Origin of the sequence: Haloferax sp. Atlit-4N (assembly GCF_003383025.1) — an archaeon.
GTDB classification, from domain to species: Archaea; Halobacteriota; Halobacteria; order Halobacteriales; family Haloferacaceae; genus Haloferax; species Haloferax gibbonsii.
This window is the reverse complement of the sequence record NZ_PSYY01000003.1, coordinates 463,025-477,855: the sequence shown is the minus strand read 5'-3', so window position 1 is coordinate 477,855 and position 14,831 is coordinate 463,025. Positions and strand designations below refer to the sequence as shown.

At 51.7% G+C, this 14,831-nt stretch carries 6 protein-coding genes and 6 pseudogenes; 6 read left to right on the top strand and 6 right to left on the bottom strand.

Translation table 11 applies throughout. The annotated features are described in order from the left end of the window. The 3 genes from C5C07_RS17555 to C5C07_RS17545 all read left to right on the top strand — a co-directional run. On the top strand, positions 1-1,228 hold a 1,228-nt coding region (locus C5C07_RS17555), incomplete at its 5' end, for a glycoside hydrolase family 88 protein (protein WP_233510439.1). A gap of 90 nt (positions 1,229-1,318) precedes the next feature. Next, entirely contained in the window at positions 1,319-2,008 is a 690-nt protein-coding gene (locus C5C07_RS17550; protein ID WP_115805704.1) for a DUF624 domain-containing protein, read from the top strand. Between the two features lie 91 nt (positions 2,009-2,099). Beyond that, the gene (locus C5C07_RS17545) at positions 2,100-2,546 is read left to right on the top strand and encodes a hypothetical protein (protein ID WP_147302043.1); all 447 of its coding nucleotides are present in this window, start codon (positions 2,100-2,102) and stop codon (positions 2,544-2,546) included. 272 nt (positions 2,547-2,818) lie between these two features. Here C5C07_RS17545 and C5C07_RS17540 read toward each other — a convergent pair whose 3' ends face one another. Further along, positions 2,819-3,580, bottom strand: a complete 762-nt coding sequence (locus C5C07_RS17540) for a sugar phosphate isomerase/epimerase (protein WP_115805702.1) — start codon at positions 3,578-3,580, stop codon at positions 2,819-2,821. A 266-nt stretch (positions 3,581-3,846) separates the two neighbouring features. Continuing rightward, a complete protein-coding gene (locus C5C07_RS17535) occupies positions 3,847-5,388 on the bottom strand; it encodes a tryptophan 7-halogenase (protein ID WP_115805701.1) in 1,542 nt (513 codons plus the stop codon). Positions 5,389-6,492: 1,104 nt separating this feature from the next. Here C5C07_RS17535 and C5C07_RS17525 point away from each other — a divergent pair. Further along, positions 6,493-10,173, top strand: coding sequence for a BNR repeat-containing protein (locus C5C07_RS17525; protein ID WP_158546602.1), 3,681 nt, complete (start codon positions 6,493-6,495; stop codon positions 10,171-10,173). Between the two features lie 310 nt (positions 10,174-10,483). Further along, a pseudogene (locus tag C5C07_RS17520) lies at positions 10,484-11,029 on the top strand (IS5 family transposase); the annotation flags it as partial. A 35-nt stretch (positions 11,030-11,064) separates the two neighbouring features. Here the strand turns inward: C5C07_RS17520 and C5C07_RS22185 are convergent. From C5C07_RS22185 to C5C07_RS17500, 3 pseudogenes are all read right to left on the bottom strand, one after another. Then, a pseudogene (locus C5C07_RS22185) lies at positions 11,065-11,302 on the bottom strand (helix-turn-helix domain-containing protein); the annotation flags it as partial. Between the two features lie 85 nt (positions 11,303-11,387). Further along, a pseudogene (locus tag C5C07_RS22440) lies at positions 11,388-11,880 on the bottom strand (enolase C-terminal domain-like protein); the annotation flags it as partial. Between the two features lie 863 nt (positions 11,881-12,743). Further along, positions 12,744-13,572: pseudogene (locus C5C07_RS17500) on the bottom strand (IS5 family transposase). Positions 13,573-13,650: 78 nt separating this feature from the next. On the opposite strand from C5C07_RS17500, the pseudogene C5C07_RS17495 reads away from it, so the two are divergent. Further along, positions 13,651-13,878 (top strand): annotated as a pseudogene (locus C5C07_RS17495) (IS630 family transposase); the annotation flags it as partial. Positions 13,879-13,923: 45 nt separating this feature from the next. On the opposite strand, the pseudogene C5C07_RS17490 reads toward C5C07_RS17495, so the two are convergent. Next, positions 13,924-14,721: pseudogene (locus C5C07_RS17490) on the bottom strand (IS630 family transposase); the annotation flags it as partial. Positions 14,722-14,831: the final 110 nt, after the last annotated feature.

Sequence of the window (14,831 nt, the reverse complement as noted above, 5' to 3'; positions counted from 1 at the left end):
TGTCGGGTTGTACGATTGCAATAGATCTATGACCTACCCATCATCCACACCAGAAGATGTCCTTGAGCGGTACGAGAGTCACCCAGACGTCGACAGTAAACATCTCGAGACAGCAAAACAATTCTGTCTTCGACGTATCCAAGAAAATATCGAGCCGTTCGCTGATCACTTCCCAAGTGCATCAAGTGAGAATCTCTACTACGAGGCGTCTGATCTCGAAGGATGGACACCCTCGTTCTGGTCGGGTATGCTGTGGCTGGCCTACGAAACGACGGACAAAGACGCGTATCGATCGGTCGCTGAGTCACAACTCCCAAGATTTGCGGATCGGCTAGAAACCGAAGATGTCATTGGTCATGACATTGGGTTTCTCTATACGTTGTCTGCCATCGCGTCGTCGATGCTGACGGATAACCCGGCAAGCGAACAAATGGCACTCGATGCCGCTGACCGGCTCACGGAGCGGTACTGGCCGGATCCAGGAATCATCCAGGCCTGGGGTGATCCAGCGGAACCTGAGGCCACCGATTGGGGACAGTGGGCCCACGGTCGGATTATCGCCGACACGATGATGAACCTGCCACTCCTATTTATGGCAAGTATTGCGACCGAAGACGACCAGTACCACGAAATCGCGACCAACCACGCCGAGAACACGGCAAGGTACCTCGTTCGTGACGACGGATCCACGTTTCATACGTACAAATTCGACGTGACAACCGGGGCACCAATCGGCGGTGAGACCTTCCAGGGATTCGCAGACAACTCGTGTTGGTCCCGAGGACAAGCCTGGATCATCTACGGCTTAGCACTCGCAGCTAGGTATACCGACGAGGAGGCATTCCTGCAGACGGCCGTCGACGTCGCGGATTTCTACCTCAAACATCTCCCCGAGGACCACGTTCCGCGATGGGACTTTCGCGCACCAGAAGCGGACGATGTCCGAGACAGTTCCGCCGCCGCAATTGCAGCGTGTGGACTGTTTGAACTTTCATCCCACTTCGATGTCGGGACTACTCAGCGGTCCGTGTATGAAAACGCCGCAGTAACAACACTTGGATCGCTAACCGAGTCCTACACCACGGAATCATCTGACTCCAACGGGATCCTGAAGGAGGGCACGTATAACAAGCCGAACGGAGACTACGGCGAATGCTGCATATGGGGCGATTATTTCTACTTCGAGGGACTCGTGCGTGCGACCTCTGACTGGGAATCCTATTGGTAGGGTTAACTAACCCTACTCCTCGCAAATCCTGTTTTGAATCACTCGTAGCACCGTGAACTATTTGCCATCCGAGTATCTCTATGAGTATAGATGAGCACAGACCAAACGGCACGGCAAGACTTTCGGGGGTCCCTTACTACGTTTGCCCGCGTCTTGTACAGCGATCTGGTCACGATCATTCTCCAGAACGTTTTGTTCGTGCTCGGGTCGGTTCCCATCATTACTGTCGGTGCCAGTCTTTTGGCGCTTTCAACTGTCCTAACCGCCGTTGTTAGGGGTGAGAACCGTGGTGGTCCGACAACGGAGCGCGAGCGGGTGCGGTTGTTCACGACGGCGTATCGAGAGAACTTGACCCGCGGACTGCCGTATTCCCTAGCCCTCGCCTCGGTCGTTCTTGTGACGACGATCTACGTGACGGCGTACACACTTGATGGCTCGCTGTTCCTCTTTCTCACTACTATGGTCGGATTGTATCTACTTGTGATATTTCCACTCTGGTTGTTGCGGGCGGCGAGCGTGACGGTCCGAGCGCCCTCGAACCCGGGCTTTCGAAAAGCCATGCAGGACGGCGCCGATATTGCTCTCAACCACCCGTACTTTTCGGTGCTTCAAATCGCTATAGCCGGGGTATTGGCCCTTCTGATGGTGTTTTTCCCCGGACTTACTGTGATTTTCGTCCCAGGAGCAATTGCCTTGCTAGAAGTCATTATGTACGAGGAACTCGTCGGACGCGGGGCCAGCGATGTCGCGAACGCCTACAGGGGTAGAGCATCATGGTGACATATGGGCTACTCACAATTGGTGTATCGAAACCAGCGCACTTCCGCGCACAATTAAGAGGAACCGGCCTATACCAGCCCGGTGATCAAGTATGACAGACAGACGTCTCTGCCTCGGTGTCTCAATCGCCGCTGCAGTGCTCGCCATCCTTCTTGGTTCCCACCCTGCCATGGCAGCAGCGATCGTTGTCGGTGTCTTCATCCCCGATGTCGATTCGCTTAGTGAGCGGTTCCATCGCTCCTGGCTCTTTCACACGTTCTTAGCGCCGACAATAGCATACAAGATTATCGTCGATCTGAATGTCCCCCACTCACCGCTGCTCGTCGAACTGGTACACTTTGCAGCCCTCGGCATGGCAGTTCACTTGGTATTCGATTACGTGTATCCACGGAAGAAACAGCACCCCGGATCCGAGTGGCCGATTCAACCATCGTTTGGTTCCGACCCCTGGGGGATTATTCTGCTGGGTCTCACGTGGCCAGTACAGTGGTTTCTCTACGTTGCACCAGCGTTTCTCCCGTGGCTATTTATTGGATAATCCATATCTGAGCTCCCTCTACGTTGTGACACTGCGATCCCGACGTGCCACGACCCTCTTGTTCTTGTCCACGTTGGTCACGTCCGCCCCTGGTGGCCGCAAGAAGATGTCGCGACAGCGTTGTAGACTACTTCATTTCCCTCATTCATTGTGGCTAGTGGTGCTCGAAAGGTGAGACTCAGTCGATTGGGAACGAGCCGAGTGTCTATGGATGGCCATACTGTTCCCAGACAATCACACTCGGATCAGACAGCAAATCTCCAGACATGATATCAAAGGAGCGCCTTTAGATAGGCAACATCGGCCGCAAGCGCAACCTCGTAGGGTGCTGATTGAGTAACGAACTCAATTTCGAGAAATCCATCGTATCCGATGTCATCGAAGATTTCGATGACGTTGGGGACATTAAAATACGCATCAGATAGTTGGCACCTCTTCTGTTCATCAGGGGCAGACATCGCTTGGAGATGGACGTTGTTTGTGAGAGGTGCGAGTCTGGTTGCGTCGGTAGCTATTGTGTCCGGATCGTGTTCAAACAAAGGCTGCCAGTTAAGACCAATGACTGGTGAATCGACAGCCTCAATCAGCGCTTTCGCACCTTCCGTCCTGTCTGTCACGGTTCCAGCGTGTCGTTCCACAGTTACTGAGAGTCCCCTCTGTTGGGCCGCTCTGGCGAGTTGTTCGAGATCACTAACGACCTGGTTCCAATACATTTCGTCACACTCTGCGTATTCTCGATTCCCGGCCCAGACGCGAATCTTGTCAGCACCGAGCCACTCTGTCACGTCAAGCTCGGTTTCCATCTTCTGGTCAAAGTCCTCTCCGCCTACGCGGAGGTAGGATCCGTACACGGGAATCGTTACTTCCCACCGACTTCCGGCGGCAGCGATTGCTTGACACGTCTGTTGGGACCTATCGGGAATATGGTCTTTGCCCCAAATCTCGACACCATCGACCGATAGATCGTGACAGATTTCCAGAACTGATTCGATAGAGTGGGATTTTGAGGAGATCGTACAGACTCCGATTTCCATTATAGTATACTTTGGACGGCGAACAGATATGTAGATTGCTCTTTTTTGAGCCTTCCTTCAGAATCCGTGAGCGTTCTACCACCTTCTAGTGGACTCAATGCTAGTTTTCAACTATACCGAAGTGTGGGGTGAAACCTCCTCGAAGATGTATACGGGACTCTTCAGGAGTCACCTATACAGCCCATTCTGACAGATCTTGGGGGGCCAGTTGTTGAAATCTCTACCCTCATGTGCGTACTCAATCATTGGTATTCGACAATGTATTTCTACCAGGGGTCAAAGAGTACCCCTTTGTAAAACTCCTCGTGGGTGAGGAAGGCCTCTGCATCTTTCTTTTCACCCCGGTAGTACTCCTCAAGGAAGGTCCGCGCCTCCTCAGAGACGTCGAGATCGAGCGTCTCGTAAAAATCAGATTGGACTTCCAAGTTTCGCAGGATCGTTAAGTAGCTCACCGTGGGGAACACGGCGCTGTCGATCAAAGGCGTCTGACCAGTCTTGGGTGTTTGTATGGGATCGATTTTCACCGCATAGCCACAGCTCTCGAAGTGATCTTTGATGCGAGTGACGCGTTCGCTGACGGGCATTGACTGGACCTGTTTCCAAAAAGGTGTGTCGCCGTTGGCGTACTTGTAATGTACACTAATGAAGTCATACACCGTCTCCCACTGACGCGTGACCCAACCATTGTAGGTTTCCCTCGCAGCTGGGTAGTCCGCTGAACCGTACGCAGACAGCAGGTGAGCCAACTGAACTGCGTTCTTGGTATTTGAGGTGAGACCGGTCGATTGAAGCGGCTCGATGAACCCCCCAGCGTTACCGATAGCCACCAGGTTTCCGGTCCAAGTTTGTTCGTAGTACCCCGATTGGAACTCGTGGCACTCAAGTTCGTCAGCCGATATGTCGCCATCGACGTACTCGACGAACTCCGCTTTTGCGGACACCGCATCCACAAAATCCGTAGCGTAGACATAACCAACATCACGGAATTCGTAGGTGTCGATCTGCCAGAACCAGCCGTTGTCTCCCGACTCGATAACTGTCGCAGGTTCGACTTCCGAGAGTGGGCGCTCGAACTTGGTGCTGAGGGCTGCATCTAGTGGGAGGTCGAAATTTCTGAATGGTACGTCGAACTCGTCCAGAAGCACGCGTCGAAAACCCGTGGCATCGACGTAGAGGTCTGCCTCGTAGGTTTCCTGATCGCTCTGAACCCGTGTGACCCGACCATCCCCAGTTTCAACGGTTTCGATGATATCGTCGATCAGGTTGATTCCCCGCTCCCCACAGATCGTTTGGAGAAACTCGTTGAAGCGATTCAGATCGAGGTGATACGCACGTGGTCCATACCGACTCCACTCGCCCGTCATCTCGAAGTTGATCGGCGACTTGCCGAGTTCAACTAACCACTCATTGATAGTCTGACACTCCGGGTCTGAATACAATTCATGGTAGTACAGATAGGCCTTATCCAAGAAGTGAGACGTATTGGGGTCCGGGTACTTCTGGATGTCATCGAAGCTATAGTGGAACGGACCATATTCCGTCCAGTTCCGGAAGAATACCGAGGACTTCCAGATTGGTTTGACCTCTTTTAAGAAGCGCATTTCATCGATTTCGAGGAACTCGTGGAAAATATCAATTATCTCTTGATAGGTGCTCTTTCCTACCTCGGGGGGATCTTCGGAAAAATCATCAACGACTGCTACGTCAATGTCGGGGTTGAGTTTTTTTATACAAAGGCTAGTCAACAGACCAATATCACCGCCTCCGACGACGAGTATCTCGTTAATTGTGCGGTCGTAATCGCTCATATTTATATTACAGACGAAGTCAGGATAATTAAACTTTGTGTCGAGAGCCAATAGTATTGAGATGACGCCATTCCGATAACGGGAACACTATGTAATTAGGATTGCCCTTGAGAAGAGGATTGTTGATACTGTTCAGCGTGGCTCTGGAATCAAAATGGACAAGCCCACCGCACTAGCGATGTCCGACATGAATGATCCCACTCGATTTATCTGACTCGGAATCGTTCGCAGCGAACCTGCTCCAACAGGTTCGCTGGCGTGACGGTGGCTTTCGTCGCACCAAGGCGTCTTGAAGGATAAGTTGACACAGTATCTCCACGTCTTTTAGCTACCTAGCGAACTCTCCAGAACCCCCCTCGACCAAGAAGCATTCAAACATCTGTCAATGCGACTCTCTGAAATCAACAATGTGTTACATACGAGCGTCCCGAAAAGTCTATTCTTGGCATGACGCTCAATCTCAACGCTGCCAAAGAACACATGATTGAACGAAAGAGACTGTTTGATGAAGTCTCAATACCTCACAAAGCATCCTCAGCTAGCTGATTCTGAGTCGTGATCTATTGGATTTGGTTACCTACAGGTCGACGAGGAGACTGTGTTTCCGCCGGACCACTAGACCGCGACCTTCCAGTCGATGTTCAGTTCATCTTTTGCGAACTTAGTGAGACCTCTGCTAGCCGCCACCGCCGTGTTGAAGTGGCTGATCGAAGACGCCGAAAAGAGGCACCAGCGACGACCCATATTGCAGGAGGTGTTCGCTACCGTTATGCAACCGAGATGCGCCTTATTTAACTCTGCAGACATATCGATAATGTCTGCCGAAATACTTAATAATCGTCTGTGCCTCATTGAGGCTGCGTCGTCCGCTAACTAGTCACAGTCCTGTGGCCGATTACCAAGTGGTAAGGCGATCTGCACAAAATAGTGTCAGAATTGGCCCTACACAGGTGTATCGTAGAAAAATATCTTCGCAGCACACGCACGCAACCAATGGATTCAAACAACGATAATGCTCGGAACAGCAATGAATCACAAAACAACCACACACCGTGTTCAAAATTGTCGACTGACCGACGGACATTTCTATCTGGTGTAGGGAGCATGGCCCTGACGACCGGACTTGGAGTAAGTAATGCAACTGCCAGCAGTCAAGAGGATCAAATCAGGACGGAATTAGGACCTGTCTCTGGTCCACTCAGTCGCCAGAACTTAAGCAATCGAGGGGAGGGACAGGCCGGAGCAAATACAAGCCCATACTGCCCTCGGTTGAAGACATACAACGGCCGTCAATACGTTGCATACTGGACCTACGAGGGCGATTTAGTTGTTGCTGTTCGAGATCTACCCGAAGGTGAGTGGACACAGAACAACACCGGTATTCAGATCGACAACTGGGATTCACATTGGGCTCCAGGACTCGGTATTGGGCCCGAAGGACATATTTTCATTAGTTATAACGTCCGGGTCTCTGAGGTTCGGTGGCGTCGAAGTGCAGAACCAGAAGACATCTCATCGTTTGGTGAAGAGCACTTCGGCATGACGGGTGAGAACGAGAAGACGGCGACATATCCAGAATTCACCCGTCTGAACGATGGTACACTTCTCTATGGATACCGCGACGGACGACCTACGAACGGACGGTGGACATTGAACAAGTGGAACAGCGAGGCTGAAGAATGGGAACCGCTTCAGCATCCGCTAACGTCTAGTTTCCACGATGGTGAGAATTCAGTCAATGCCTATATGTGGAGACTTGTTCAGTCGAATGACGACGTTCTGCATTACTTTTTCACTTGGCGGAACCTAGGTAACTTCGACAATCCCGGTCCGCCCAATGATAACCTGTGTTATGCCCGAAGTCCCGACGGTGGCGAAACGTGGACTCGAAGTGACGGGACCGAATATGACCTCCCAATCACAGTAGAAGAGGCCGAAGTTGTCGACGATACACCGTATGGTGGAATCACTAATCAGGGGTGGCTCTCGTATGACCCTCAAAATAACGCACCACACGTCGCATACACTCGTCTCAACGAGCCTGCCGAGGAAGGAGGTACGAGACAAATCTACCATGCCTATCATGATCCCGAAACTGGTGAGTGGGTGACCGAAGCTGCGACCAATTTTGGAGGGAAGGGCCCACTCGGCCGACCAGCAATCGTCGTTGATGATGATAGCAATGTCCATATTCTCGCTCGCGACACTCAGAACGGCAGTTGGCCCTTGTTAATCGAAAAGATAGACAATCAGTGGCAGACTTCGGTATTATATGACCGGAATATAGCGGCGGCTGATTTCCAAATAGACCCGGATCGGTGGCGCTCCGACCGTATCCTCAGCTACATTGACACTGCGAGAAGTAACGGGTTCCTGTATGATACTTCATTCGCCGGACAACAGCTGATTGGAATCACGGATATTGATTTTGATCGACTTGACAGGTCGGAGCGGCAGATCAATACACCATCTAACAAGGAAGACCTGATTACCTCATGGATCTCTATCGACTTGCCAAAGTCACCCGTTGAGTCATCGTCAACGGAATTCCAGGACTCACCACTGCAAGTACCATTTACGGAACTAACAGTGCCAGGAACTCCCGTATTTGCTCGGTTAAAAGATGTCGAGATTGAATCCGATTCGACCAATGCTGAAGCTGAAGCAAGGCTTGGGATTAGTGGTAACGATACTGCATATAGTGAGACGATCACGTCTAAGAGCGATGGAGCCAATACGACAGACTGGGTCCGTATCCCTGTCGGGTATTTGGCCGGGTCGGCCGCGCTTCAATTGCGAACCGTTCAAGAAAATGGAGTCTCTGATTCAACGGCGATCCTAAGCGCCGGGACTGTTGAGATTGCATATTACGACCCTCTAAATACTACTATAGAAACAAATAATTCATCGGGTATTCCATCTCATATTGACCGAATTGAGTCAACTGGACTGCAAAACGAAGCGCCTGTTTCGAATAACAGCGATGAGTTCACTAACACGCCAACGAGTCTCCAGATTCCATCTGACATAGGTGACGAGCCGCTCGTGACAAGATTGACGGCCGATGTGCCGGGTCCCGCCGCTCGTCTCAAAATAGTGAACGAGTCGAAAACCAGAGAAATAGTCAGCGACGAACTGGACGGTTCGGACGATATTGGAGCGAATAACGCGAGAGGAATGGATGATCCAGGAATTCGTTCGACGGGCTGGATTGTGATTCCACCAGAGTTCACAGGGGGAACCATTGCGTTGCAAATCTCTAATACAACTGTTGAAGGTGCCTTGCTGGAATTAGCGCACCGGCCTCAAATCGGCCCTGCAGATCCCGTCCTCTCTCATCTTGTACAGGCTTACGACTGGGTAGATGTCCTGCGAACTGAAGTGGAAAGTGCACAGGAGCGCGATATTATTGCCCAGGGGCAGGCAAACCACATATTCAAGCGGACGGATACCATTCTGAGCAGAATCAAAAATGCGTTTGATAACCGAACCTCTCCCAGAACAGCAGATGAAAAGATCCTCACAAGTATTGAAGGCGCGCTACGGTCCACTACTCAGCTAAATGACTGGGTTGATCGACAAGAACACGTTGGAAAATTAAATGATGACGTTGTAAACAACCTTCAGTCTCCAATCAATGACGCACATGTGGCACTCTCCTCTTCGCTTTCTCAACTGTTGAATATTGAAATGGATGTGGATGTCTATGGAGATGAAATAACTACTGGGCAAACAAACCAAGTCAAAGTGACGCTGGCGAATAACAGCGACTTCCAGATGCGGGATGCCGATATGTCGTTAAACGTTCCAGATAGTTGGACGGTGACTGAGGGTACCACAACTGTTGGAAGGATTAGCTCAGGGGGCCAATTTGTTGCTGAGTTCGACGTAATGGTTCCTCTCGAGACACCAGTTAGCAAGTATGAAAATAGTGGGATAGCAGGGAACATTGTAGGTGATGATAGAATCGATCTTGGAAGTAATGTGAGCTACTCTCTCCGGGGTGCCCCGGTTCAACAAAAATCAGCCACACAGGTCAGCACGGAATCGCTCGTTGACATTGTTTCTACCTCCGTAGAACCCGATCCAGTAGAAGCAGGAAATACCGCTACACTCAGAGTCGTACTACAGAATGGCTATAACGAGCAAGTGTCTGGAAAAATCACCGCAGAGGGACCAGAGAATTGGGACTGGGAAGTCAGTTCACGTCCTTTCAACTTAGGTGCGAATGAAGAGAGATCACTGCTATTTGATGTTGCTGTGCCTCGGTCGTCTGGTACAGATGCCATACTAACAGCTACAGCAACTCTCACCGGAGGACAGTTAATTGACACGTCTCGGGCGAGTGTAGAAGTCAATCAACCTGTGGTCAGTTCTTGGGAGTTTGAAGAAACCAAAGGTGGTTGGTATGGGAGCAGCAACGCTGAGACGACTCTTTCCGATGGGTCGCTCATCGTAGATCCGACAGGTGAAAACCCGAGAATTCAGATTAACGATATTCAATTAGATATTAGTGACCCTCGAAGAATTGAGCTGACCATGACCTCGTCCGCTCCAGAAGGTGGGCGAGGAAAGTTCTTCTGGAGAGTTCCAGAGATGGATAGCTTCTGGTCAAGTAGTAGGGGTGAATCCTACTATCTCGGTGAATCTGGAGCAGAGAATACCTATGAGGTGACAATCCCCGGAGAAAATACTACTGTGACTAATATTCGCTTGGATCTCCTCAGAGACAGCGGAGGTTCAGTTGGAGAAACCTTCGAGATCGAGTCAATTCGCATCTACTAATGATCTGTTGAACAAGTTCTATACCCTACATTTATTATATTTTTCTCTGGTGAACCACTAGACGGCGACGAATTCGTTCGTTAATTCAAAGAGTTGAAGCGGAAGACTGTTGATGATCCATGTCGAAAGTTTTTCGCTTTATGTTCCAAATTCTAACGGTCGAAGCCGACGCCATCTAATGGTTCACTAGAGCGATCTCAGGGTATACTAGTTCCTCGTTGACTCTTCAACTCGAGCGTCCACTCCGCGAAATCAAAATTACGTCGTGGTGAGAACACGAATCCTCACCACGGGGTAAGCATTCGTGATACTCTGGCGAGTGCTGCTCCGACTCTCGTCGGAGCTGCACGACCCCTCGGGTCACGCCGCCATCGATGCCACGTTTTTCGACCGTGAGAACGCGAGCAAGCACTACTGCCGCCGGACGAATTACCGCGTTCAAACACTGAAAGCGACCGCTCCCGTCGACACAGACACTCAAGCGGTCCTTGACGTTCACTGTACGACCGAGAAAACGCACGACACACAGCTCGGCTGGCAGATCACCTGCCGCAACGCAGACGACCTGCACAGCCTCGCCGCCGACAAAGGCTACGACTGGATACAATTACGCGAGAAACTACGGGAAGAAGACGTAAGGCCGCTCATTAAGCATCGCATCTTCCGGCCCATCGACCACGCGCACAACGCGCGGGTCGATGGGCCTAGATATCGCCAGAGATCGATGTGTGAGTCCGTCTTCTCGTCGATTCAGCACACGCACGGCGACGCCGTGCGAGCGCGAACGTGGTATCGTGAATTTCGTGAACTCGTCGTGAAATGTGTCGTTCACAACATCAAGCGTGCCGCGACATAGCCAAATCGACCGCAGTATGGCGATTCACCAGAGCCCTTTTGTCTACTACGTGCGTATACACCCTGTTGCAGGAACCGAGTGCTGATTAGTACTTGCCGCCCTCTTTCACGAGATATTCCATCTGTTCTAGCGTCCGTAGATGGTCGTGAATGGTACTTTTGGTTTGTCAATCTCTCGTGAGAGCTCAGAGACGCCCGCACCGTCGAGTTTCCGAATGAGGTCCACAACTTCGAGTGAGATTTTCACCGCTTTGACCGGTACGTTTTTATCCATACTGTGGTATGTGGTCTCATATGTGAAATGAATTTCCGTCATTGCCGGATTGTGTGCAGATCCGAACATTCCAACGCTGACACCCTCAACTGAACTGTGGAATTACTTCGTCTGCGAACAGTTCCGTCCCACCCATATCTGGGAAGTCGATGAACCAGCCTTGGAACTTCGTCACTCCGATATCGACTCGCTGTTGGATGGCTTCAGCGCACTCTTCGGGCGTCCCCATGATAAAATACTCCCGGACGTCTGCTTCGGTCCCGATGTTCGACTGACCCTGATACTCCTCTTCAAACTGGATGGGCGTCATCAAGTCAAGCAGGCGGTCGAACTTCTCTTCGTCACGGGTGCAGATGACGTGGCCGTCCCACGAGTACTCGATTTCGTCGGGTCGCGGTCGACGGTCTCGCTCCGCCATGTCGGCGCCTTTCTGCAGTTCCGTGATGCCGCCGACGCGACCCACATCAGGCAGGAAGATGTCGACTGCGCTCCCCTCAAGGAGGTCCTCGTGGCCCAGCGGTGAACTCGTGTTTGCCGCCGGAGATTGGCATCGGTGCGGCCTCGCGGATCTTGGTATAGCTCAGGTATATCAATACTATGCATAGGACTTCGGCAATACCGGATGCCATTTCAGAACAAGTTTCCCACTCGAAGAAATCGGGTACCCGATTTTTAGTCAATATCCAAATATGGAACATTGAGCCCGAGATGGGGAATTGAATTACAGACATAGTGTTGTTATCTAATGGGTTCACTAGTACAATAAGGAGTTTGTCGGTGCGTCTTCCTCAGACTTGAGTTCATTGTGATTCTACTCTCGCTCCATTCTTTATTTAGATGGTGCACGACAATTTACAATCTCGAAGATTGGGGTTGCACTAATGCCGTTTCAACCCTGAGATAATCCATCAATCCGGCAATATCGGAAATATCAAAAATTCAGCTATTACTACGAAGAAAAATATCTGGGATTAATAATTTATAGAACGGTCCAATAGTTGGGATACCGCCACTCTAGTCGGTGAAATCTGAAAGATTGGCCCTACGTCCTTTCGAGGGGTCAAGCGCACATTACTGGTCTTGGGTATTGACATTGTCCATGTCGAATCACCGCCAGGTATTGTGAGATTGTCTGACATCAAGGAAAATGTGGCACTGTCTATAGTAATCTCCAGAAGTATTTGCTCATCTCTCTTGACGTAAGGGTGAAAAGCGATGGATAGCAGCAGGTTACGCGTCATAGGGTGCAAAGACTTCCAGATTCTACTATAGTGGTGTTTCAACCCTATCTTCACTCTTGAGCCGTGACGGCGTCGCTACTTCCAGATTCTACTATAGTGGTGTTTCAACCGTGACGTGATACCGTTAAGCCGCTGAGCGACCTCTAGGACTTTCTAATGGGTGGTAAGGGCTGTGTTGAATCGCCATAAGGCGATGGATTTCACTGTTTCACAACCCGCTTGATGTTATAGACGACACACATCAGCGCGATTTCTCTGAACTCACGGAACCACGAACGCGCTCGCACGGCGAAGCCGAGCGAGCGCTTGACAGCCGAGTTCACGGTTTCTGTCATCGAGCGCTGATTGTAGCGCTGTTCGTCGATTCTGGCGTTGTGCGCGTGATCATAGGGTGCGAAGATGCGATGTTTGATGAGCGGGCGAATCCCGAGGTCACGATGGGATTCGCGGAGCGATTTCTTGTCGTATCCCTTGTCGGCGGCGAGAGACCGCAGATCGCCCGCGTTCCGGCGGGCGATCTGCTCGGCGAGATCCGCGTCGCTACCTTCACGGTTCGTTGAGCAGTGAACGTCAAGGCCGGCTTGAGAGTTTGTATCGACGAGTTTCGTGACTTTGAGCTTCTGCACGCGGTAGCTCGTCCGCTGGCAGTAGTGGCGGCTCGCAGCTGAGCGGTCGTAGAATGTAGCGTCGATTGCACCGTGTTCCGAGGTCGTGCAGCTGCGCCGACTGGCGCAGCAGCACTCGGCAGACGCTCATACTGATCCGGTCGAACGCTTTACACAACGTGGATGGCGAGGGGAGATCGGCCTTGACGCGGCCGATCTCCCCGGTTATTTGTGGCATCTCCTTCAGCACGTCGATGGTCATTCGGTAGGACGTGTCGAGGGAGATCCGGAGACAATGGAGGGAAACGAGGGCATAGTCGGCGAACCCGCCGCCACCTTCCGGGGCGGCGGATTCGTCTCCATCGCCAGTAACTCTTTGAGAAACCGGGACGATTTCGCTAGTGAAGCGGGAGATTTGGGTCATGAACAACTGAAGTCTCCCGCTTCAACTCCTTCGATTTAGCGACCTGTCCCGACGCCGTCTAGTGATTCAACACAGCCCTTCACTCCACCGCACGGAAGTTGGCTCAATATGGTAGAAATCGAACTCAGCGCACTCGCGTCTCAGTATCTCGATCGTCGGATACCCGACGCAGCGACCCTCCGTGTAGAGGTCGCTGCGTGGGAACGAACCAGGAACGAGGCGGATTCAACTATCGACTGGCAGTTCACGACTGACGACGCACGCATCAAACTCCGCAGGCTCTATCCCGTCTCAGTTGATGGTTGAAGCACCACTAGTTAAGCCAGTTTGAGAAGCGAGCAGGTCGTTGAGTTAATTTGGGATGAAGCTCGCAGACCTGCTCAGCGAGCTCTTTGCGGCGGGTTTATACTCACGGACATAAATCATAAAAATATCTGGTGGCTTGATGCTATCGAGCGCAGAGAATGCAGCATCACGAAGTTCGTCCAGCGTGTCGAAGAGGCGATTTCCGAGTTCTTGATTGAGTTGTTTCCAGTAGTCTTCCGTGAGGTTCAGCTCCGGTGAACCCCGCGGGAGAGAGCACAGTTCGATCGGTGATCCCTCGGCGAATTTCTGCACTGCGTTCGCCATGAAATACGACGCGTTGTCCAAGATAACGCAGATTTTCTCGCCGAATTCGGTCTGGAGAGCGTCCAAGAGACGGATCGTTGTATCGCTGTTGAAGTTCTCCGCACACGGAAGAAAGAACGTCTCGCCGGTATCGCTGACCACACCGAGTAGTTTGATGCTGTCCCACGTGCCCGTCACTGGCAGTAACGGGCGCTCTCCCTCTGGAAACCACGCATAGATCAACGTTGAGAGAACCTGCCGCGTCTGATCTATTGCGAGGAGCGTGTATTCGTCGACCAGGTCGTCGCGCTTTTTTGAACCCTTCCTGCTAGGCTTCCTGTGCTCGCTCGTCGGACTTGTAGTACCCCGGCCGGGCTGTCTTCCAGGACAGCCCGGCTCGGAGATCAACCGTCGGATATGGCGTTCACAGTACTCAACGCCGAATTCTTCGATGAGGTAGTGACGCGCTAGTGGCACAGACCACGCGGGCGCGTCGAATCCGACTTCCTCGGGAGATTGATGAAGTGCCTCGACGAACTGCTCGTGCTCTTCCTTGGAGAGTTCGGATGGTCTGCCCTCTTGTGGTTTGTCGTAGACGACCTCCTTGAACGGCTCGTCGGCGAGCGCAGACGCGTCAGTAGACGTGCGTG

Coding starts and splice junctions, on each gene's coding strand:
- C5C07_RS17550 (WP_115805704.1), top strand. CDS start 1,319: ATGAGCACAGACCAAACGGCACGGCAAGACTTTCGGGGGTCCCTTACT.
- C5C07_RS17545 (WP_147302043.1), top strand. CDS start 2,100: ATGACAGACAGACGTCTCTGCCTCGGTGTCTCAATCGCCGCTGCAGTG.
- C5C07_RS17535 (WP_115805701.1), bottom strand. CDS start 5,388: ATGAGCGATTACGACCGCACAATTAACGAGATACTCGTCGTCGGAGGC.
- C5C07_RS17540 (WP_115805702.1), bottom strand. CDS start 3,580: ATGGAAATCGGAGTCTGTACGATCTCCTCAAAATCCCACTCTATCGAA.
- C5C07_RS17525 (WP_158546602.1), top strand. CDS start 6,493: ATGGCCCTGACGACCGGACTTGGAGTAAGTAATGCAACTGCCAGCAGT.